We start from the raw sequence: 21898 nt of genomic DNA on the forward strand, positions 1-21898 counted from the left end.
CGGTTAAGTCCCACATACATCCGAGACCTCGCCCGGGGGAGACATGAGCACCAGCACCACGCCGCGCCACGTGGCGTCCACTCCTGCGCGCGCCGGCTGGCGCCAGTGGGCGGCGCTGGGCGTCCTCATGCTCCCCGTCCTCATGGTGAGCATGGACAACACCGTGCTCAGCTTCGCGCTGCCTGACATCAGCTCCTCGCTGCACCCGTCCGGCACCGCGCTGCTGTGGGTCGTCGACATCTACGCCCTGATGCTGGCGGGTCTGCTCGTCGCGATGGGGTCGCTCGGTGACCGCGTCGGTCGGCGTCGCCTGCTCATCTTCGGCGCGCTCGGGTTCGGTGCCGTGTCGTTCTTCGCCGCGCAGGCGACCGACATCTCCCAGCTCGTCGTCGCGCGCGCCCTGCTCGGCGTGTTCGGGGCGACGCTGATGCCGTCGACCCTGTCGCTGCTGCGCAACATCTTCGTCGACCGCCAGCAGCGTCGGCTCGCGATCGCGGTGTGGGCCGCTGGCTTCTCCGCGGGCGCGGCGCTCGGCCCCGTCCTCGGCGGCTGGCTGCTCGAGCACTTCACCTGGGGCTCGGTGTTCCTCATCAACCTGCCGGTCGTGGCGCTGCTCGTCCCGCTTGCGCTGTGGTTCGTCCCGGAGTCGCGCGACCCGAACCCGGGCCCGATCGACCCGCTCAGCATCGTGCTGTCGATGACGACGATGCTGCCGATCGTGTACGCCATCAAGTCGTACGCGGAGCACGGCCTCACGGGTACGGTCGCGTGGTCCGTCGCGCTCGGCGTCGCGAGCATCGTGGTGTTCGTACGGCGCCAGCTCGTCCGTGAGCACCCGCTGGTCGACGTCCGGCTCTTCTCCAACCGGGTCTTCTCCGGTGCACTCGTGGCGAACATGCTGAGCCTGATGGGCCTGACCGGTTTCCTCTACTTCAGCGCGCAGTTCCTGCAGCTCGTGGTCGGGCTCGAGCCGATGGACGCCTCGCTCGTGCTCGTGCCGGGCCTGGTCGGGACCATCGTCGCCGGCCTGACAGCCGTCCGGCTCATCCCGATCTTCGGGGTACGCGCGGTGGTGACCGCCAGCTTCGGGCTGTCGGCGGCCGGCTATGCGATCGCCACCTTCGTCGGTGAGGTCCCGACGGCCTGGTCGATCGCGGTGGCGTTCCTCGTGCTCGGCATCGGCATCGGGTTCGCGGAGACGCTGACCAACGACGTGGTCGTGTCGAGCGTGCCGGCGGAGAAGGCCGGCGCGGCGTCTGCGCTGTCGGAGACGGCGTACGAGATCGGCGCCGTGCTCGGGACCGCCGTGCTCGGCGGCATCCTCACCGCGACCTACCGCGCGGAGGTCTCCGTACCGCCACTGGCGGGGACCGAGGCGCAGCGCGAGGCCGCCGGCCAGACGCTCGGCGGCGCGATGGACCTCGCGTCGAAGATCCCGGCGCAGGTCGGTGACTGGCTCGTGGAGTCGGCGCACCTCGCGTTCGACCACGCGGTGCAGGCGACGACGTCCCTGGCGATCGTCATCGCGCTCGGCGCCGCGATCGTCTCGTGGTTCACCCTGCGCGACGCGGAGCGCTGACTCGCCCGCGCTTTGCCACGCCAGCGTGGCAAACCCTCGGCGGCAAGAGGGACGCGGACGGGCCCCGGGAGGATGCCTCCCGGGGCCCGCTCGCGTGAGGGATTAGATCAGTTGATCTTGATCGTCATCGAGGTGCCCTTCTGCTCCAGCACCTTGACCTTGACCCCGACGGCCGGGAGCTTGACGCCGTGGTTCGGCAGCTCCGCGTACCAGTACTTCTTGGTGTCGTTGAAGGTCGACTGCGCCGGCTGGGCCCGGACATAGCTGGGCTTGCCGTTGGTGTGCAGCGTCATCGAGTCGGCCTTCTTGAGCCCGAACGGCGCGTCGTACACCTGGATGCGTGCACGCCACGGCGCCCCGGTCGCGATGTTGATGATCGGCTCCGGGTGCGCGTCGATGGGCAGGTTGCGGCCCTGACCGGGGTGGTCCGTCGTGTTGTTGTCGGCCACCGAGGTGTCCCAGTACGAGATCAGCAGGCCCTGGCCGTAGCGGTAGTGCTCGACCCAGTCCGGCTTGGTGTTCAGGAAGCCGAAGTTGTACGGCCCGGTCTGGAGGTACTTGTCGTACCCGACGTACGAGCGGTGGCCCATGACGTAGTAGTTGTCGTACGGCAGGGTCGTGCTCTCGCCGACGATGCTGTAGCCGGCGAACGTCCACGCCGCGCCGCCGTCCTCGGCGCCGTCGGACAGGAGCGTGGCCCCGTCGGCGGTCACCGCGACGTCGTCGAGGAACAGGCCGGGGCGCGTCAGGCCGCCGTCGGTCTTGTAGTACGACCGGAACAGGATCTTCTGCCCGGCGTACGCGTCGAGCGGCACGACCACGTCGCCCCACGCGGGGTGAGCGCCGTCGAGCGCGGGAGCGCCGGACGCGTCTGTGCCGAACGCCGCGCCGTCGACCGTTCCGGCGAGCGACGTCCAGGACTTGCCGCCGTCGGTGGACGCCTGGAAGTACGCGTAGTCGTAGCCCTTCTCGATGTCCCAGCGCGCCTTGGCCGTGAACGACGCCGACGCCTTGCCGGTGAGGTCGAGCTCGGTGGTCATCGCGTTCGCCAGGTCGTCAGCGGCACCGGAGAAGAACTGCTTGGTCCCCGAGGCCGGTGCGCCGTAGCTGCGCGTGACCTGCTTCTTCGGCAGGACGACGACCGCGCCCTGGGCCTTCTTGGAGTTCCACTCCTGCGGGCCAAGCTCCAGCTTCTTCTTCTGGGTTGCCGCGACCACCTCGTAGTCGAGCCAGCCCAGCTGCAGCTTCTCCCACGCGCCGAGGTCACCCGGACGGGTGCCGAGCGGCTCGCCGGCATCGTTGAGACGGCTCTGCGCCATCAGCGTCCAGTACTCGTTGGAGTTGTCGCCCTTGTTGGACGTGTCGTATGCGTCCGGCAGACCGAGGTCGTGACCGTACTCGTGGACGAACACCGAGAGCCCGCCGTTCTCCGGCTGGATCGTGTAGTCGCCGACCCAGATGCCGGTGTCGCCGATCTCGGCGCCTCCGAGGGGGTTCTGCTCCGGGCCGGTGATGCCGGCGTCGGTGACGAAGGCGTACCAGCGGTGCGACCACAGCGCGTCGCTGCCGTAGATCGGGTCACCGTCCGCCTCGTCACCGCCCGCGTGGACGATCTGGAAGTGGTCGATGTAGCCGTCGGACTCGTTGAAGTCGCCGTCGCCGTCGAAGTCGTAGCGGTCGTACGTGTCGTACGTGGCCAGCTCGGACTTGATCTCGTCGTCGGTCTTGCCGGCGGCCTTCTGGTCGGCCACCCACGCGGTGACCGCGTCACGGATGAGGTCCCAGGCGTTGGTCTCGGTGCCGTCGGCCTTGAGCCGGCCGTAGCGGGCCTGGTTGTAGGGGACCTTCACCCAGTCGGCGACGGTGCCGTCGACGGTGTAACGGCCGGACGACTGCGCCTCGTAGTACGTCTTGACCGACTCGTCGTTCTTGCCGTCCGCGAAGTACAGGTCCTGGAAGTGCTCACGGTTGTAGTCGGGCTGCCAGACGGTCGAGTTGTCCTTCGTCCGGTCAGGCTCGGGGATCTGGTTGTGGATCGGGCCGTCGAAGCGCTGCGGCTCGACGTCCTCGCCGGTGACGTTCCAGCCGTCGTCGGGGAAGTCGGGGTGCCGCTCGTCGCCGAACTCCGTGAGCACCACGAAGATCTTGTCCGCGCGCTCCTGCTCGATCTCGACGTACTGGTCCTGCTTCTCGGCCTTCTTCCCGGCCTTCGCGAGCGCCTTGCGCCCGCGAGCCGATCCGAGCGCTGCGGCCTCGGCGGGCGAGTACGACTTGCCGACTTTGACGACCGAGGAGCCGTTCTTGGTCACGGGCGTCGCGTCGCCGTTGACGACCGAGGTGATCGCCTCCTCGCGGAGCGCGCGGCGCTTGTCCTCGAGCGGGTTGGGGAGCTCGTGCTCCTTGTCCGTACGGTCGGCGGCGGTGACCGGTGGTGCGGGTTCGGCTGATCCTGGTGAGGCGTACACGGCGCCGAACGAGGCCGTGACGCCGAGGGTGATGAGGGCCGTGCTGAGACGTCTCAAGACTTTTCCCCTTCTGCAACGGTGGGACCGGGCCGGTCGACCCGGCGGTCCGCGTCGCCCCCGGTGGCGCAGATGTGGTTGCGACGAGGAACGAAGCGCACCGTCGCCCCAACATAGAGAGGATGCGGGGGCGCGTCTAGACCGCAAGTGCTGTTGATTTCAAAGCGTTTGGATGAAGATCTTCGAGGGTGCCGAAGTCATTCGCGCCACTCCCCGTACGGGTCCTCGCCGTGCCAGGATGCCTTCATGCGCGACGCGCTCCTGCAGGAGGAACGGGCCCGCGAGGCGGCGAGGTGGATCGCCGCCGCCAGCGGGGTGCCGGTGCACCATGCCGTCGTCGTGCTCGGGTCCGGCTGGGGCGGCGCGCGCGAAGCGATCGGCGAGCCGACGTGGGTCGTGCCGAGCGCCACCGTCCCCGGATTCCTCGCGCCGGTCGCCCCTGGTCATGCCGGAGAGATCGCCTCGGTGCCGCTGCGTACGGACCACGGAGCATCCACCCGTGTGCTGGTCCTGAGCGGGCGGACCCACCTGTACGAGGGGCACGGCGCCGGGCCGGTCGTCCACGGGGTGCGGACCGCGGCCGCGACCGGCGCACGGACGTGCATCCTCACGAACGCCAACGGCTGCCTGTGGCCGGAGTGGCCGACCGGGACGGGCGTCCTGATCGCGGACCACCTCAACCTCGCCGGCATGTCGCCGCTGGCCGGGGGCACCTTCGTGGATCTCACCGACTGCTGGTCCGCACGGCTTCGGGCGGTCGCACGCAGTCTCGACATCGCGCTCGTCGAGGGGACGTACGCGGTGATGCGCGGTCCGGAGTACCAGACGCTCGCCGAGCTGCGGGCGCTGCGCGCGCTCGGCGCGGACGTCGTCGGCATGTCCTCCGTCCTCGAGGCGATCGCCGCGCGCGCCGCCGGGATGGAGCTGCTCGGCATGTCGGTGGTGACGACCAACGAGCTCGACGACGAGGGCAACCGTCTCCTGGTGACCGACCCCGACGCGGTCGTCGCCGCCGCCACGCAGGCCGCGTCCGGTCTCGGGAGCACGATCCACAGCATCCTTGCCGCGACCCTCCTCGCGACAACCCCAGCCTAGGCAGCACCCCTCACAAGGAGAGCCGATGACCATGGAACCGCCGTCGCGTCACCCTGAGCCCGTCCCCGGGGCGGGCCCGGTCAGCGCACCCACCAGCGCGATCGAGGCCAACGGCATCAACGTGATCGACGAGTCCGAGCGCAAGGGCACGCCACGCTCGCTGTTCTGGCCGTGGTGCGCGTCCAACATCTCGGTCTTCGGCGTCGCGTACGGGGCATACTTCCTCGACTTCGGCGTCTCGTTCTGGCAGGCGTTGATCGCGGGCCTGCTCGGCACCGTGATCTCGTTCCTGCTGGTCGGGATCGTGTCGATCGCGGGCAAGCGCGGCTCGGCGCCGACGATGGTGCTGTCGCGTGCGTCGTTCGGCGTACGGGGCAACGCGCTGCCGAGCGCGGTGTCGTACGTGTTGCTGGTCGGCTGGGAGACGGTGCTCGTCGCCCTCGCGGCCCTGGCCAGCGCGTCGGTGATCGAGGAGCTCGGAGGAGGCGGGGGCGACGGCGCGCGCATCCTCGGGTTCGTGCTCACGGCGGCCGTGGTGATCGGTGCCGGCATCCTCGGGTTCGACACGATCATGAAGCTGCAGGTGTGGATCACGATCGCGACCGCCGTGCTCACGGTCGGCTACGTGATCCTCACGTTCGACCATGTCGACTGGGACGTCGTGACCGCGCTGCCGTCGGGTGACGCCGCGGCCGTGATCGGACTCGCGATCTTCGCGACCGCGGGGTTCGGGATCAGCTGGGTGAACTCCGGCGCCGACTACTCGCGCTACCTGCCGCGTACGGCGTCGGCTGGCGGTGTCGTGCTGTGGACGACGGTCGGCGGGGCGATCGCGCCAGTGTTCCTCGTCCTGTACGGCCTGCTGCTCGCGGGGTCGGACCCTGCGCTGCTCGCGGCGCTGGGTGCCGATCCGATCGGGACGCTCGTGACGCTGCTGCCGACCTGGTATCTCGTGCCGTTCTTCCTCGTCGCGCTGGCCGGTCTCGTCGGCGGCGCGGTGCTCGACATCTACTCGTCCGGGCTCGCACTGCTCACGCTCGGGCTCAAGACGCCGCGCTGGGTCGCCGCCGGGATCGACGGCGTGATCATGGTGCTCGGGGCGATCTACTTCCTGTGGTTCGCCGACGACTTCTTCGGGCCGTTCCAGGGGTTCCTCATCACGCTGGCCGTGCCGATCGCGGCGTGGGCGGGGATCTTCATCGCCGACGTCGCGCTGCGGCGCCGCAACTACGCCGCGCTCGACCTGTACGACCCGCGCGGGCGCTACGGCGCGTGGAACGTGCCGACGGTCGTGTGGTTCCTGCTCGCGGTGGTCGTCGGGTGGGGCATGGTGACGAACACGTGGGCGGAGTGGCTGTCGTGGCAGGGCTACCTCCTCGGGCCGCTCGGACTCGGCGGCAAGGAGGGCGAGTGGGCGTACGCGAACCTCGGCGTCGTCGCCGCGCTCGCGATCGGGTTCGTCGGCTATCTGCTCACCGGACGCGGCCAGGTCGCGCGCCAGGAGGCGTTGCCGGGCCCCGGGCGCCGATGAGGATCGCCGTCACGGGGGCGAGCGGGAACGTCGGCGCGCGCGTCGTCTCGGTGCTCGCGGCGTCGGACGCGCACGAGGTGGTGCCGCTGTCGCGCCGCGGTCCGGTCCGTGCGGACTACGACGACCCGGCTTCGCTTCGTACGGCGCTGGCGGGCGTGGACACGCTCGTGTTCGTCTCCAGCGACGGCGAGGCGGCACGGATGATGACGCACCACGCGAACGTCGTCCGCGCCGTCGTCGAAGCCGAGGTCGCTCACGTCGTCTACCTGTCTGGTCTCGACGCGGACCTGGCGTCGCCGTTCTGCTACGCGTACACGAACGGGACCACCGAGGGGCTGCTCGCCCGTACAGGGTGCGCGGTGTCTGTGGCGCGCGCGTCGCTGTTCACGGAGTTCTTCGGCGGGTTCCTCGAGCGGGCCCGCGAGACGGGCGAGCTGCGGCTGCCGGCGGGCGACGCACGGGTGTCCCTTGTCTCGCGTGCGGACGTGGCCCGGTGCCTCGCCGCGCTCGCCCTCCGGCCACCCACGGGCCGACCCCATGACGTGACGGGACCGGCCGCACTCTCGATGTCGGAGGTCGCCGCGGTCGCCGGACGTGCATGGGACAGGCCCGTCTCGTACATCGCCGCGGACGAGGCCGCCTTCGTCGCGGAGCTCGCGCTCGCACGCGAGTCGCCGTGGTGGACGTACGCGTACGCGTCGCTGTTCGCCTCGATCCGCGAAGGGCGTTGGGCAGCCGTGTCCGACGAGGTCCGCGCACTCACCGGTCGCGCACCCGCCTCTCTCGCGTCAGCGTTGTGACGGCATCACCAGGGCGTCTGAGGGCACTCTCGTACGACGGTGAGGAAGGCGGCTTCGGGAGGTAGATCCGCGTAGGGCGACCAGGGGGGCCGCTCGCTCATGTAGTCGCTGATGTACTCCTGCCGCGACGGCGGCTTCGACGTGTCGTACCCGAACCCGGCGATGCACGTGCGCATGCGCACCTGATGGTCGTACAGCTCGCCGGCACGTTCCGGCGTCATGGGGACATCGACGGGTGACGGCCCGAGTCGCCCCTCGCAAGCAGCCTGATCGGCGTGGAACTGGTCGGCCTGATCTTGGGGAAGATCTGCCAGCGCGATCCCGTCCTGGAGGTAGTCGACTCGGACGCCCCAGCCGTGCTCGGTGAGGCATGACGCGACGTCGAGCCACGCGTCCATCGCTTCGCGAATGCTCGGGATGGCCGTCGGCGTCGTCGCGGGTGCACGCGGGGCTGGGTTCGTTGTGCGCTTCTCAGGCTCGGCGCGTGGGGGGAGGTCCTGGACCACCTCAGTGGTGAGGAGCGTGGAATAGCTAGGGCGATCGACGCCGTCGTCGTGAGAAACGCTCTGGAACCCGAGGAACGCCCCCGTTGCCCGATCGAATGCGAGCTGCGTCTCGTAGTCGCCCTCCGCCCGCGCGACGATCACAGCCCGGTACCCATGGAAGTCGGTGCGGTCCGAGACGATCCGGACGCCATCGACCTGGGTGAGGGCTTCGAAAAGCCTGGCCCTGAAGGCACTGGGCGTCTCGGCCGCCGCGAGGGTCTCGATCGCGCGCTCGAAGGCGGCCTCGGCGCCGCGGAGGTCGCCGTTGTCGCGGCCCAGCCACGTGAGCAGCTCGCCGGTGCTGGCGTCGGGATCGTCCATGATCGCTGGGCGCTCGAGCCGTCGACGCGTGACGTCGCCGGCGGGGTTGCGGAAGACCACGTGACCCTGTCCTGCCCCGGGAACCCAGTGCTCTTGCAACGTCACCTTCTCCGCGTCCGCTGACCAGCGCGTCGTCTCGCTGGTCACGTGCACCCACTCGTCCTCGCTCGGCTGGGGAGCCGTCGCCTCCGCGCTCACCGCGCGCTCGAGCACGGCGACCGCGGTGACCTCGGTGTCGCGGTCGCCAACGAGGGCGGAGGAGAGCAGGAGCGTGGCCAGGGCGAAGGTGACTGCGGCGCCGATGAGCACGCGACGACCACGTCGTCGACGAGGCGTCGCGACGGCGAGCGTGTGGCGCAGGAGGCGTCGGCGCGCTCGCCGGAGGCTGAGGGCATCCGCCTCGACGTCCGACCGCATCTGCTCGAGGAGCTGCATCTCGTTCATCGGGTCTCACCTGCCTCCGCCGCCGTCGGTTTTACGTCCAGCTGTTCTCGCAAGAGTCTTCGGGCGCGATGGAGCCGTGACTTCACGGTGCCGACCGGGATCTCGAGCGCGGAAGCGACCTCGTCCTGGCCGAGCTGGGCCCACGCGATGAGCAGGAGTACGTCGCGATCGCCGGTGGAGAGCTCGGCCAACGCACCAGCGAGGTCTCGAAAGGAGCGATCGGCGTCCATCCGATCTGCCGCGGCATCCTCGAACTCGAGAGTGGCAGCAGGCGTTCCTTCCCGCTGCAGAGTACGAAGGAATCGCACCTCGTCACGGTGTCGACGCGCGATCAGATTGCTGGCGATCCCGTACAACCATGGGCGAGCACTTGTCGCGCCCGGGTCAAAGGAAGCGCGACGCTCCAGAGCCACGACGAAGACGTCTCCGAGTGCGTCTTCGGCATCGTGCGGACCGAGTCGGCGAGTCAGGTAGCGCAAGAGGCTGGGAGCGTGCCGGTCGAAGACCTCGGAGAGCGCTGCAGGCTTGCTGACAGACGCCGCGAACAACGCGGCATCCGTCGCGCCGGGCTGCCTGAAGAAGTCGTCGAAGAACGTCACACCCATAGTTGCCCGATCCCGCCGGTGTGGTTCACGGCGAGCACGATCATGCCCTTCCCGTCCGCGTTGTGAAAGGAACCTGACCGAATCGCGGGTCGAGAACGGTCAGGTTCCTTTCACAACGCGGACGGGGGGCGTCAGCCTGCGGCGGCGGTGCGCTCCGTCGCGAGGAGCCACGCGACCGCTGACTGCTCGAAGCGCAGCCCGCTCGTCGCGATCCGGACGTGGCGGCGCCCTTCCTCACCGGCCGCGACGTCCGTCCCGATCCCGACCCGGATCCCCGCAGCGCCGAGGCGTCGTACGGTGTCGGCCGCGTCGTGGACCCGTACCCACACCGCGAGTCCCTCGACCCCCGGCACCGCGACACCGTGCCTGCGCAGAGCACGACCGAGCGCGTGCCACCGGTGGGCGTACCGCCAGCGGGCCCGCGCCACGGTCTCGGCGACCCCCGGGTCGCGCAGCATCAGCGACAGGGTCCGCTGGGCCAGCAGCGACGGGAACGAGCCCGTGACGTCCTGGCGGGCGCGAAGCCGGTCGACCACAGGGGCAGAGCCGGCGAGCAGCGCCATCCGGATCCGCGGTCCGTGCGACCGCTGGTAGTCCCGCACCAGCACCGTCTGACCCGGCAGCCATCCTCCGAGCGATGCTGCCGGGCTCGTCGCGAGCGCGGCAGCGCTGTCCTCCTCGACGACGAGCACGTCGCGGTCCACGAGCACCGACGCGAGCGCGTACGCGCGCTGCTCGGTGACGACGTGCGCGAGCGGGTCGGCCATCCGCGGCTGCATGACGACCAGCGACGGGCGTACGGCCATCGCGCGTTCGACCTCCTCAGGGATCATCCCCGCGGCGTCGCACGGGACACGCACGATCTGCGCCCGGTGCGCCGCGAGCACAGCGACGGTCTCGGGCGAGCACGCCGACTCGACGAGCACCCGGTCACCCGGTGCGACGACGAGCGTGACGATCTGCGCCAGCGCGTCCGAGAATCCGCGCGCAACGGCCAGGGCCTCGGGGACGAACGGCCACGACGCGTGCACATCCTGCGCGAGCGCCTCGTCGACCTCGGCCGACTCCGCCCCGTGCCAGGCCAGGGTCTGCGCCGCCGCCGCGAGGTGCGGCGCAGGGTCGGGCACGAGGTCGACGTCGTACGAGGGCGCGACGAGGTCGAGGCGCGCGACGCCCGCGTCCTCGTTCGCCGCAGCGGGCGCTGGGCCGGGCGAGACGGACGCGCCGAGGTTGCGGACGTACGTGCCGTTGCGGCCGTCGGAGCGGATCAGGCGGTGGTGGCGCAGCAGCGTCCACGCGGTCGCGACCGTGGTCGCGCCGACGTGCAGCGCGGCGGCCACCGCCCGGACGGTCGGGAGCCGGGTGCCGTCGGGGAGGCGCCCCTGCTCGATGAGACGGGCGACGTGGTCGGCGATGCCGCGGGCCGACGGATCGGACAGCCCGGCGACGAGCGCACGGACCGGGAGCGGATCCGCGGCAAGCCCATCCTGTCCTCCCATGACGTATTCGTAGCGTGAGTTGCGGAGGGCCGCCACCCGCGGACAGGTGTCCTACCGATAAGTCCGCACAATACGGAACAAGAGAGGCGGCACATGCCGTGTGAATGCTCCCTAACGTGAGGCAACCTCGCCGCACACCAGCGGCGGGTCACGTGGAAGGGCAGCACATGACACACAGACGATTGCTCTCCGCCGCCGTCGTGACGGCGTCGGTCGCGTTGCTCGGGACCAGTCTGGTCGCATCGACGGCCACCGCGGAGGCGCCGTACAAGATCACCTTGCCGGCCGCAGCGGAAGGCATCCAGACCCCCGAGGAGTTCTTCGGGTTCAAGATGGGCACGGTGGGGAAGCTCGCCGCGTACCACGACGTCCTCGACTACATGAAGTCGATCGCCAAGGCGTCGGACCGCGTCGACTACGAGACCGTCGGCGAGACGACGATGGGCAACGAGTACGCCACGTTTTTCATCAGCGCACCGAAGAACCTCGAGCGCCTCGACGAGATCGTGGAGGCCAACCAGAAGCTCTCCGACCCGCGCAACACGTCGCCCGCCGAGGCGAAGACGCTGGCCCGCGAGAGCATCCCGATCTACCACCTCGAGGCGACGGTCCACTCGACCGAGGTCAGCAACGGCCAGGCGATCAACAACATCGTCCACCGGCTCGCCACCGAGGACTCGAACTTCACCGAGGAGGTGCTGAACAAAGCGGTGATCATGCTCGTGCCGTCGCAGAACCCCGACGGCCAGGAGCTCGTGGTCGACCACTTCAACAGGACCGCGGGCACCAACCTCGCGCGGGTCTACCCGGACCTGTACCACAAGTACACCGGCCACGACGACAACCGTGACTGGACGATGTTCACGCAGGTCGAAGCGAAGTACCGGGTCGCCCTCGAGAACAAGTTCCGGCCGGTGGTCACGCACATCATGCACGGGCAGGGTGCCACCCGTCAGCGCATCTTCGTCCCCCCGTACGGCGGCGTGTCGAGCGCGAACAACCCGCCGAACATGAACGCGTCGACCGCGGCCATCGGCGCGCACGCCCAACGCGCACTCACCGCGGAGGGCAAGACCGGCGTCGGCAACGATGTGGGCTACGACATCTTCTGGACGCTCGAGCAGCCGATGGGCTTCTTCCCGTTCACCGGCACGGCGGCGTACCTCAGCGAGATCGCGTCCGTCACCGACCTCGCCTACCCGTACAAGTCGAGCGACGGCAAGAACCTGGGCCCGCAGGTTCCGGACCAGAACATGCCCGAGCCGTACGACAAGGACACCTGGACGCTCGCCGACCAGGTCGAGTACGGCGAGATCGCCGCGTACGCCGGCATGGAGTACACCGCGCAGAACGGCGAGAAGCTGCTCTACGACAACCTGTACGCGACGCCGGAGCGGTACCTGAAGAACGGTGTCGCCTCGGGCGTCCAGGCGTACGTGATCGATGCCGATCAGCGTGATCCGTACGCGGTGTACGAGATGCTCCAGTCGCTCGAGCGGACCAAGGTCGAGATCGACCGGGCGGCGGCACCGTTCACGGTGGGCGACAAGCAGTACGCCGCGGGGTCGTACGTCATCCAGACTCACCAGCCGCGCGGCAACTGGGTGGACCAGGTGCTCGGAACCGACAAGTACCCGGTCGACGAGCTCCCCTACGCCGAGGCGACGACCAGTCTGCCGCTCGAGCTCGGCGTCGTCGTCGACGCGGTCAAGGAGCCGGTCGAGGCGCAGGTCGAGCGGGTCGAGTCCGTCGAGGTGCCGGAGGTGACGATGCCGGCGGCGCCGGGCGCGTCCGGGGCGTACCTCGTACGGCCCGAGTCGTACGGCACGATCCAGATGACCGCTGCGCTGCAGAAGTCGAACATCACGACCTTCCGTACGAGTGCGGAGTTCAAGGACGGCAGCACGTCGTACCCGGCGGGCACGTACGTGGTCCCGGCGACGCCGCAGGCGCGCTCGGTGCTCGCGACGGCGTCCAAGAAGGTCGGGGTGCCGGTCGCCGCGGCCGCGGAAGCGCCGAAGGTCAAGGGCGTCCAGCTCAAGCCGCGTACGCGGGTCGGTCTGTTCCGCGGCATCAACAACATGCCCGGTGGCTGGGACATGTGGACGATGGACCAGTACGGCATCAACTACGAGGTCGTCGGAGCGCAGGACTTCCAGAGCGGCAAGCTCATCGACGTGTACGACACGATCGTCCTGCCGCAGGGCATCACGAAGGCGCGGATCGTCGACGGGCTCGACCAGACGAAGTACGACGAGGAGTTCGCCTGGGCGTACGGCGTCGGGGAGGCCGGCTGGAAGAAGCTGCAGCAGTTCGTCAAGCAGGGCGGCACGCTGCTCGCGATCGGCTCGTCGGTCGCCACGGTGAAGGAGCTGATGGACCTGCCGATCGAGCCCGCACTGCCGACCGACCGCACCAAGTTCGCCACCGGCGGCAGCCTGCTGAACCAGAAGTTCGACAACACCGACATGGTCGCGTGGGGCATGCCGGAGAAGTGGCCGGTGTGGCTCTACAACACGCAGGCGTGGACGCCGACCGGCAAGAAGGCCGACGTCGTGTCCTCATACCCGGAGTCGGACGTGCTCGCGAGCGGCTACCTCAAGGGTGAGGAGCACATCACGGGCGAGGCCAATGTCGTGTCGTTCGACATCGGCAAGGGCAAGGTCGTGACGTACGGGTCGGAGATCACGTTCCGCTCGCTGATGCGCTCGACGTACAACCTGCTCTACAACGCGGTGTACGGCGGCCCGGCGGCGGAGGTGAACAAGACGCAGCTGCGTCAGCTGAAGCCCGCCTTCTCCGCGAACGGCACGCTGCTGCAGTAGCGGAGCCGCAAGTCAGATGGTTGAGCCTGTCGAAACCCGGGTTTCGACAGGCTCAACCATCGACGGGGTCTGCTCAGTCCGCCGCGCGGTGCAGATCGGAGAGGTGCAGGTAGGCCTTCGCGTTGCGCGTGAGGCCCGCACGCTCCTCGTCGCTGAGCGCGCGCCGCACCTTGCCCGGGACGCCGGCGACCAGCGAGCCGGGCGGGATGTCGGCGTTCTCGAGCACGACCGCCCCGGCGGCGACCATCGAGCCCGCGCCGATCCGCGCACCGTTGAGCACGACCGCACCCATGCCGATGAGGCTGTCGTCCTCGACGGTGCACCCGTGCAGCACCGCGCGATGACCGACCGAGACGCCGCTGCCGAGCGTGAGCGGCTTGTCGGTGTCGACGTGGAAGACACAGCCGTCCTGGACGTTGCTGCGCTCGCCGATGGTGATCGGGGCGTTGTCGGCTCGCAGCACCGCGCCGTACCAGACGCTCGCCTGCGGCCCGAGCGTCACGGCTCCCGTGAGGACGGCCGTCGGAGCGACGTACGAGGTGGGATCGAGGTCAGGGCTGGTCCCGCCGATGGTGCGGAGCAGAGGTGCGTCGGTCATGGACCCGATCGTGCCACGGGTCACACGAGGCTCATCCGAGGAGGGCGCGGCGTGCCATCTGCGTGAGGAGCTCGGTCATCGCGTCCTCGGAGATCCGTGCGCTGTGGGGCGTGGAGTTGAGGAGACCGAAGGTGGCCTGGACGGCGGCGCGGGCCGTGCGCTGGTCCAGCTCGGGCCGCAACGCGCGCAGCACCTCGACCCACGCGTCGACGTAGTCGAGCTGCAGCTCGCGGACCGTCGTACGGCTGCTCGGGTCGAGGTTGGTCCACTCGCGCTCCTGCACGACGATCAGCGCCGGGTTGGTGAGCGCGAAGTCGATGTGGAACGCGACGAGTGAGTCGAGCGCGTCCTTCGGGTCGGCAGCCGCGGCGAGGCGTGCGCGTCCTCCGTGCTGCAGGGTCTTGCTGATCCCGACGAGCATGTCGGCGAGGATCGCGTCTTTGCCGGCGAAGTGGCGGTAGAGCGCCGGGCCGGAGATGCCGCACGCGGCGCCGATGTCGTGGACCGAGACACCGTGGAAGCCTCGCTCGGCGAAGAGCGTCGCGGCGGTACGGAGGATCTGCTCCTGACGAGTCGTGGCCACGTGGTCATGCTAGGTCTCGACAAGGCTCGACCGGCGGGAAGGGGCGCGCTCGACCGGCGGGAAGGGGCGCGCTCGACCGGCGGGAAGGGGCGCGCTCGACCGGCGGGACGGGGCGCGCTCGACCGGCGGGAAGGAGCGCGCTCGACCGGCGGGAACATAAAAAGCGGCCGGCGGGGGTGCCGCCGGCCGCTGGTGCCCGTGAGCGGTCTCGGGTCCGCTCACGAACGGGTCCCCTCCGCGTCACGGGGGCCGCGCGGAGGAGATCGGGGTGCTACAGGAAGAAATCTGCCATGAATTCACCGCGATGGGAATGGCATAATGCTGCCGTGTCGCATATACGACACCCTTGTACGGCCTCGAGGTCTCGGATTGGGAGGAATTCACGCAAACCCCTCCCTGCTCGAGGGTGGGGCGTGGAACGATCCGCCCAGCGTCAGGACGGATAAGGAGGTCACGCGTGCTCGAGATCCTTGGGCTCGCTCCCGACGAGTACGACCTCTATCGGGTCCTCGTCGAGACAGCGAGCGCCACCCCTGCACAGCTCGCCTCGATCCTCGGCGTCGATGTCGAGGACGTGACCGCCTACCTCGCCTCCCTCGAGCAGCGTGGGCTCGTCGGTCGCCACGTCAACGGTGACAACGAGCACTTCACCGCCTCGCCGCCGACCGTTGCGATCGGCTCCCTCATCGTCGAGCGTCAGCGCTGGCTGCGACGCGCCGAGATCGAGCTCGAGCGCCTCAACGAGCTCTATCGCAAGGCCGCCGACGAACGTACGGCCTCCGACCTTGTCGATCTCGTCCCCGGACGGCGGGCCGGCATGCACCGGGTCGCCCAGCTCCTGCGCGCCGCGCGGCGCGAGGTCCGGCTGACCGTACGCACCACCAAGCTGACCTCGCCGGAGTACGACTTCGCCGAGGAGCGGCGTGGCGTCGAGCGCGGTGTGCGCTTCCGGGTGCTCGCCGAGCGTGGCGTGCTCGACCGGCCGAACGTGCTCACCGACTTCCACGACGGCCAGGGCATCGACGTCCGTCTCGCCTCCGCGCTCCCGTCTCGGCTGCTCATCGTCGACTCCGAGGTCGCGATGGTGCCGGTGATGGCCTCGCCCGACGACCTCTCGGGCGGTGCGCTGATCGTCCACCGCAGTGGCATCCTCGACAGTCTCATCGCGCTCTTCGAGGGGCTGTGGGCCGCCGGCACTCCCCTGCTCGAGAGCGCGCCGGAGTCCTCCGAAGATCTCGACGACACCGACGCGCGGATCCTGCGCCTTCTCAACGCGGGCCTCACCGACCACAAGGTCTCCAACCAGCTCGGCCTGTCCGCGCGTACGGTCCAGCGCCGGATGAGCCGGCTCATGGAGCGCGCCGGTGTCGAGACCCGCCTGCAGCTCGGGGTGGCGGCGAAGCAGCGCGGCTGGCTCTAGGCGTTCGTCCGGCGGCTGATCTGCCAACCGGCTGCGATCACGACGAGCAGGACCGCCAGCTGGAACACCGGCGCCGCCGGGCGCGCCAGGCTGACGAGCGCGGCACCGATCGCGGCGCCTACCACCAGGGCGGTCAGGAGTCGCGCGGACCGACCCAGGCCACGGGGTCGGCGGTCCGAGGCGAGTGTGACGACGAGGGTGGTGAGCGTCCCGGTCAGGTAGGTGCTCGACAGGCCGCTCACGCCGAACCGCAGGATCGCGCTGGCCTGGATGCCGAGGCCTGCCGCGCAGAGCGCGAGCAGCGGCAGGATCCATGCGCCGTGCGGATCGCTGTCCAGCAGCCACCAGCCGACGGCGTACGCGGCGAGGAGGCCGAGCTCGGCCAGGAGGGCGACCGTGACCGCCGGCGGCCACGCCCCGTCGTCGCCACGGGGCCGACCCGCCACGCGCGTGCCGACGGCCACCCCCGCGACGTACGCGACGATCGCGGTCGCGACCGCGCCGAGCGCCGCGGCCTCGCGAGAGCCGATGGCGGCCCCGACGAGGACGAGGTTCCCGGTCATCACCGACGTGAACGCGCTGCCCAGCGCGAGGAAGCTGATCGCGTCCGTCGCGCCGCTCAGCACCGCGAGCCCCACGACCGCGCGGTCGCGGGCCTGCTCGCCGGGAACGACATCCGTCGACATGGCGTCGAACGTACGCGCGTGGAGAGCACTTCGCGGGTCGCCCTTGACCTCAAGTGGACTTGAGGATCGAGACTCGGACCACGCGACCCGACGGCGAAGGAGATCCGATGCGAGCGGTGCAGGTCAGCAGGTACGGCGGTCCCGAGGTGCTGGAGGTCGTCGACCTCCCCGTGCCCGATCCGGGCGAAGGAGAGGTCGGGATCGAGGTGGCGGTCGCCGACGTGATCTTCCTCGACACGTTGCTCCGACGCGGTGCGGGCGAGCAGTGGGGCATGGCGGTGCCGTACGTCCCTGGTGGTGCGGTGGCCGGCACGGTCCGGACGGTCGGCGCGGGCGTCGATGAGCGATGGGTCGGTCGGCGGGTGCTTGCGCGTACGGGCACGGAAGGGGCCTCCGCGGAGTACGCGGTGGCGTCTGCCGACCTTGTCGTCGCGCTCGACGACGACGTCGCCGATGCCGATGCGGCCGCGCTGTCACGCGACGCGGTGACCGCGCTCCGGATGCTCGACGTGACACGTGTCGGTGTGGGAGACCGGGTGCTCATCAACGCGGCTGCCGGTGGCGCGGGTGCGCTCCTCGTGCAGGCGGCGCTCGCTCGTGGCGCGACGGTCGTCGGGGCGGCGCGGGGCGAGCGCAAGCTCGCGCTCGTACGCGACCTCGGTGCCGAGGCAGTCGACTACACGCTCGCCGGGTGGACTGACAAGGCTGTCGCCGCGTTCGGCGGCGAGCGGCCGACCGTGCTGCTCGAGGGTGCCGGTGGGACGCCAGGACAGGAGGCGTTCACGGTGCTCGCGGACGGCGGGCGGCTCGTCGCGTACGGGGCAGCGGGCGGGTTCTTGGAGCCGGACCCGGACGAGGTGCGGCGACGGCGACTGCAGGCGGACGGCATCGCGGGGGTCCAGCTCGCGAACGATGCCGTCCGTGAGCTGATGGGCGACGCGCTCGCGCTGCTGCGTGAGGGCTTCTGGGCGCCGGTGATCCGGCAGCGGTACGGGCTCGAGGGCGTGGCCGACGCGCACCGCGGGCTGGAGGAGCGGACGGCGATCGCGAAGACGCTGATCGAGGTGGTCGAGTAGTGCGGGACATCCACCGAACGGTGGAGGCGCGAATCAACCCCTGCCCCGACGCTGCGGCCGATGTGGAGGGGTGCGGTGCGCCCATAGCGTCGCAGGGTGACCGCATTGGACGTACGAAATCTGCGCAAGCGCTACGGGCGGCACGTTGCCGTCGACGACGTCTCTTTCACTGTTGAAGAGGGGGAGATCTTCGGCATTATCGGGCCCAACGGCGCCGGCAAGACGACAACCGTCGAGTGCATCGCCGGCCTGCGAACGCCCGACTTGGGATCGATCTCTGTGCTGGGACTCGACCCGATCGAGGACCGGGCCGAGGTGCGTGAGCGACTCGGCGTGCAGCTGCAGGAGAGCAGCTTCCCGGACGCGATCAAGGTCGCCGAAGCCTTCGAGCTCTACAGCTCGTTCTATCGGGACCCCGCCGACTGGCGCGAGCTCATGGAGCTTCTCGGTCTCACCGAGAAGCGCAACACGCAGTACAAGGCTCTCTCAGGCGGGCAGAAGCAACGGCTGTCGATCGCGCTCGCGCTGGTCGGCAATCCGAAGGTCGCGATTCTCGACGAGCTCACGACGGGACTGGACCCGCAGGCGAGGCGGGACACGTGGAGCCTCATCGAGCGGGTCCGTGACACGGGTGTCACGATCCTCCTCGTCACGCACTTCATGGACGAGGCGGAGCGCCTCAGCGACCGCATCGCCGTCATCGATCGCGGCCGGGTTGTCGCCGTGGACACGCCGGCAGGGCTGATTGCGCAGGCGAGCACGGTGCAGCAGGTTCGGTTCCGCGTGAGTCACCCGCTGGCCGAGAGCGTCCTGACCGAGCTCCCTGACGTGATCGATGTCGAGATCACCGGGGGCCGCTGGCTGGTCACGGGCAGGGGGCAGCTTCTGAGCAGCGTCGCAGGGGCTCTCGCCAGGGCGCAGGTCGTGGCGGAGGACCTCCGCGTCGATCAGCGCAACCTCGACGACGCGTTCGTGGCCATGACGGGACGCGCCCCGGAGTCGCCAGCACCCTACGAGGGGAGGGTGGGCTGATGCGCGCTCTCCTGAAGATGGTCAAGATCGAGACGAAGCTCTTCCTGCGAGACTCTGCCACCGTCATCTTCGGTGTGCTGTTCCCGGCGGGACTCCTTCTCGCGCTAGGTGCCATCCCCGCGCTCAGAGAGACGTCGCCCGACACTGGCGGGCTCCGGTCCATCGACGTCTGGGCGCCGACCGCACTGGTGTTCGCGATGGTGATGATCGCCGTGCAGCATGTCCCCGCGGTGATCGCGACGTACCGTGAGCGCGGCATCCTGCGCAGGCTCTCGACTACTCCTGCGGATCCGCGGAGCGTCCTGCTCGCGCAGATGATCGTCGCGTTCGCGTCGGTGGTCGCCTCCGCGGCCCTCATGGTCGTCCTCGCGTGGGCGGTCCTGAAGATCGCGCCGCCCGAGCGACCTCTGGAGTTCGTCGTCGCCTTCATCGTCGGCTATGCGGCACTGCTCGGGCTCGGTATGATCTCCGCGGCCGTGGCCCGCACGAGCAGTGCCGCGAACCAGGTCGGCACCCTCGTGTTCGTTGCGCTGATGTTCTTCGGCGGGGCCTTCCTGCCTCGTGTCCTCATGCCCGACGTGCTGCGCGAGGTCGGTGAGTTCGTCCCGCCCGGGCTGCAGGCTCTCACCGCGGCGTGGTCCGCCGAGGCGGGCGAGATCACCGCCACCGCGGCTGGGCAGCCCTTCTGGCTGCAGATTGCCATAATGGCGGGTGTCGCAGTGACCGCGAGCGCCATCGCCGCGAAGCTCTTCCGCTGGGAGTAGAGGTCGATGATGCGGGATGCCGGGGCCGGTGAGCGCCCGAGCTCGGGGACGCGCGCTTCCGCCCTCGCGCAAGAGGCGGAGATCGCGAATCGCTCGCGGTTGGCCTGGAAAGCAGAGCAGCTGCGGGTCTGGGACCTTCTGCAGCTGATCACCCCGTGGCTGCTGCTGACGATCTCGACGACGATCTACTTCTCGTGGGTGCTGCCGGCCTCTGGTGAAGGCTTCTGGCCCGAGGGTGCATCCGTCCTCGGGCTCGTCGCGGTCTCGGTGCTGTGGGTGCTGTTCGGGCACACGCTGCCCCTCAGGAGGAGGGCGCTCCGGCCGGTGCCGGCGGGGATCTACTTCGTCGGGCTGCTGGCGCTGTGCGTCACCCTCATGACGTACTCCGACATCTTCCTCGTCTTCACCATCGCGGGCTTCTTCCACGCGTACCTGCTCAGGCCGTGGCCGTTGGGGGTGCTCGGAGTCCTGGCGACCTCCGTGGCCCTCAACGGCTCGGTGATGCGCGTGTGGGATGACCCGACCCCAGAGATGCTCGCGGAGTTCCTCCTGATCGTCGCCGTGCAGACGGCGGCGATCGGCGTGGGCATCGTGCTGACGGCGCGCAGCGAGCCCGAGGAACGCAAGCGGGAGGAGCTCGTCGAGCGACTCGAGGCGGCCCTGCACGAGAACGCCGGGCTCCATGCGCAGCTGGTCGCCCAGGCCCGTGAGTCCGGGGCGCAGGACGAGCGGCAGCGACTGGCCGGCGAGATCCACGACACGCTGGCCCAGGGTTTGGCCGGCATCATCACGCAGCTCCAGGCAGCCGAGCGTTCCGCGCGTGAGCAGGGTGAAACGGACGAGCACGTTGCGCGTGCCCTTCGGCTCGCGCGCAGCAGTCTGACCGAGGCCAGACGGTCCGTGCAGGCGCTCGCTCCCCAAGAGCTTGGGCGAGCGCACCTCCCCGACGCGCTGCGCACGTTGACCGAGCGATGGTCGGAGGACCACGAGATGACCGCGCAGCTTGAGGTCACCGGCACCCGCGAGCCACTGAGCCCGGCGATCGAGGTGTCGCTCTTCCGGGTCGCGCAGGAGTCGCTGACCAACGTGGCGAAGCACGCAGAGGCCTCGCGTGTCGGTGTCACGCTGTCGTACACGGGCCCCGAGGTGCTGTTGGACGTGCGGGACGATGGACGCGGGTTCGTGAAAGGGGTCGGCACCGGCTTCGGCCTGACGAGCATGCGCCAGCGCATCAGAGGCGTCGGCGGTCACGTGGAGGTGCAGAGCGCCCCGGGTGAAGGGACTTCTGTCAGTGCGCGCGTCCCGGCGATCGCCCCCGGGGACACGGGAGCAGAGGAGGAGACCGACCGATGATTCGACTCGTCGTCGTCGATGACCATCCGATCGTGAGGGGCGGTCTTCGCGACACCTTTGCGGACGCCGAGGACATCGTGGTGGTCGGTGAGGCCGGGGACGGCGCCGAGGGCATCGAACGCGCGACGCTGCTGGCAGCCGACGTCGTGCTCATGGACCTTCGGATGCCCGGGATGGACGGCGTCGCCGCGACCGCGGCCCTGCACGAGCGGGCCCCGAGCGTCCGCGTGCTGATCCTGACCACCTTCGATAGCGAGAGCGACGTCCTGCCGGCGATCGAGGCGGGTGCGATTGGTTATCTCCTGAAGGACGCGCTGCCCGACGAGCTGATGCGAGCCGTCCGTGCAGCCGCGCGTGGAGAGGCGGTGCTCGCGCCGTCGGCGACGCAGCACCTGATGGGGCAGGTACGCAGGCCAGGCGCCAGCACGCTGACCGATCGAGAGAAGGAGGTGCTGCAGCTGGTCGCGAACGGCAGCTCGAATCGGGAGGCCGCTCAAGCGTTGTTCATCGGCGAAGCGAGCATCAAGACCCATCTGCAACACATCTACGGCAAGCTCGGCGCTCGTGATCGAGCCTCGGCGGTGGCCGAGGGCTACCGTCGTCGCCTGCTCACGTGACGG

At 69.7% G+C, this 21898-nt stretch carries 18 protein-coding genes; 11 read left to right on the plus strand and 7 right to left on the minus strand.

The genetic code is table 11. The features are described from left to right. Positions 1 to 43: 43 nt before the first annotated feature. The gene (locus H4N58_RS00335) at positions 44 to 1579 is read left to right on the plus strand and encodes an MFS transporter (protein ID WP_167249562.1); all 1536 of its coding nucleotides are present in this window, start codon (positions 44 to 46) and stop codon (positions 1577 to 1579) included. Between the two features lie 107 nt (positions 1580 to 1686). Here H4N58_RS00335 and H4N58_RS00340 read toward each other — a convergent pair whose 3' ends face one another. Continuing rightward, positions 1687 to 4101 (minus strand): immune inhibitor A domain-containing protein, encoded by a 2415-nt coding sequence (locus H4N58_RS00340; RefSeq protein WP_167249560.1) that lies wholly within the window; start codon positions 4099 to 4101, stop codon positions 1687 to 1689. Between the two features lie 246 nt (positions 4102 to 4347). Between H4N58_RS00340 and H4N58_RS00345 the strand changes: the two genes are divergently transcribed. From H4N58_RS00345 to H4N58_RS00355, 3 genes are read left to right on the plus strand one after another with little or no spacing between them, the layout of a single operon-like run. Then, a complete protein-coding gene (locus H4N58_RS00345) occupies positions 4348 to 5196 on the plus strand; it encodes a purine-nucleoside phosphorylase (protein WP_167249558.1) in 849 nt (282 codons plus the stop codon). A 25-nt stretch (positions 5197 to 5221) separates the two neighbouring features. Further along, positions 5222 to 6727 carry a cytosine permease gene (locus H4N58_RS00350; protein WP_243845045.1) on the plus strand — a complete coding sequence of 502 codons (1506 nt, stop codon included), beginning with the start codon at positions 5222 to 5224 and terminating at the stop codon, positions 6725 to 6727. Further along, entirely contained in the window at positions 6724 to 7527 is an 804-nt protein-coding gene (locus H4N58_RS00355) for an NAD(P)H-binding protein (protein ID WP_167249556.1), read from the plus strand. The genes H4N58_RS00350 and H4N58_RS00355 overlap by 4 nt, the downstream gene beginning before the upstream one ends. Positions 7528 to 7532: 5 nt before the next feature. Here H4N58_RS00355 and H4N58_RS00360 read toward each other — a convergent pair whose 3' ends face one another. The 3 genes from H4N58_RS00360 to H4N58_RS00370 all read right to left on the minus strand — a co-directional run bounded on the left by H4N58_RS00360 (position 7533) and on the right by H4N58_RS00370 (position 10941). After that, entirely contained in the window at positions 7533 to 8837 is a 1305-nt protein-coding gene (locus H4N58_RS00360; RefSeq protein ID WP_167249554.1) for a hypothetical protein, read from the minus strand. Further along, positions 8834 to 9436, minus strand: coding sequence for an RNA polymerase sigma factor (locus H4N58_RS00365; RefSeq protein WP_208322851.1), 603 nt, complete (start codon positions 9434 to 9436; stop codon positions 8834 to 8836). Before H4N58_RS00365 ends, H4N58_RS00360 begins: the two co-directional genes overlap by 4 nt. Positions 9437 to 9573: 137 nt before the next feature. Then, a complete protein-coding gene (locus H4N58_RS00370; RefSeq protein WP_167000849.1) occupies positions 9574 to 10941 on the minus strand; it encodes a GntR family transcriptional regulator in 1368 nt (455 codons plus the stop codon). A 167-nt stretch (positions 10942 to 11108) separates the two neighbouring features. On the opposite strand from H4N58_RS00370, the gene H4N58_RS00375 reads away from it, so the two are divergent. After that, a complete protein-coding gene (locus H4N58_RS00375; protein ID WP_167000851.1) occupies positions 11109 to 13766 on the plus strand; it encodes a M14 family zinc carboxypeptidase in 2658 nt (885 codons plus the stop codon). A 73-nt stretch (positions 13767 to 13839) separates the two neighbouring features. Here the strand turns inward: H4N58_RS00375 and H4N58_RS00380 are convergent, their stop codons facing one another. Together H4N58_RS00380 and H4N58_RS00385 are read right to left on the minus strand one after the other, a co-directional pair. Beyond that, entirely contained in the window at positions 13840 to 14364 is a 525-nt protein-coding gene (locus H4N58_RS00380; RefSeq protein ID WP_167000853.1) for a gamma carbonic anhydrase family protein, read from the minus strand. A 31-nt stretch (positions 14365 to 14395) separates the two neighbouring features. After that, a complete protein-coding gene (locus H4N58_RS00385) occupies positions 14396 to 14947 on the minus strand; it encodes a TetR/AcrR family transcriptional regulator (RefSeq protein WP_167249553.1) in 552 nt (183 codons plus the stop codon). A 457-nt stretch (positions 14948 to 15404) separates the two neighbouring features. Between H4N58_RS00385 and H4N58_RS00390 the strand changes: the two genes are divergently transcribed. Continuing rightward, entirely contained in the window at positions 15405 to 16367 is a 963-nt protein-coding gene (locus tag H4N58_RS00390) for a LuxR family transcriptional regulator (RefSeq protein WP_167249551.1), read from the plus strand. Here the strand turns inward: H4N58_RS00390 and H4N58_RS00395 are convergent. Beyond that, positions 16364 to 17053, minus strand: coding sequence for a DUF1275 family protein (locus tag H4N58_RS00395; RefSeq protein ID WP_167000858.1), 690 nt, complete (start codon positions 17051 to 17053; stop codon positions 16364 to 16366). The two genes, H4N58_RS00390 and H4N58_RS00395, sit on opposite strands and share 4 nt — an antisense overlap. Positions 17054 to 17160: 107 nt before the next feature. Here H4N58_RS00395 and H4N58_RS00400 point away from each other — a divergent pair, with 107 nt between their 5' ends. The 5 genes from H4N58_RS00400 (at position 17161) to H4N58_RS00420 (ending at position 21895) form a co-directional block, all read left to right on the plus strand. Continuing rightward, positions 17161 to 18129 (plus strand): zinc-binding dehydrogenase, encoded by a 969-nt coding sequence (locus H4N58_RS00400; protein WP_167249549.1) that lies wholly within the window; start codon positions 17161 to 17163, stop codon positions 18127 to 18129. 96 nt (positions 18130 to 18225) lie between these two features. After that, positions 18226 to 19161, plus strand: a complete 936-nt coding sequence (locus H4N58_RS00405) for an ABC transporter ATP-binding protein (protein WP_167249547.1) — start codon at positions 18226 to 18228, stop codon at positions 19159 to 19161. After that, positions 19161 to 19925: an ABC transporter permease gene (locus H4N58_RS00410; RefSeq protein WP_208322850.1), complete on the plus strand. Its 765-nt coding sequence runs from the start codon at positions 19161 to 19163 to the stop codon at positions 19923 to 19925. Before H4N58_RS00405 ends, H4N58_RS00410 begins: the two co-directional genes overlap by 1 nt. Positions 19926 to 19934: 9 nt before the next feature. Then, positions 19935 to 21278, plus strand: a complete 1344-nt coding sequence (locus tag H4N58_RS00415) for a sensor histidine kinase (protein WP_167249545.1) — start codon at positions 19935 to 19937, stop codon at positions 21276 to 21278. Beyond that, positions 21275 to 21895 (plus strand): response regulator transcription factor, encoded by a 621-nt coding sequence (locus H4N58_RS00420; protein WP_167249543.1) that lies wholly within the window; start codon positions 21275 to 21277, stop codon positions 21893 to 21895. Before H4N58_RS00415 ends, H4N58_RS00420 begins: the two co-directional genes overlap by 4 nt. Positions 21896 to 21898: the final 3 nt, after the last annotated feature.

This window comes from Mumia sp. ZJ1417 (assembly GCF_014127285.1).
In the GTDB taxonomy this organism is placed as follows: Bacteria; Actinomycetota; Actinomycetes; order Propionibacteriales; family Nocardioidaceae; genus Mumia.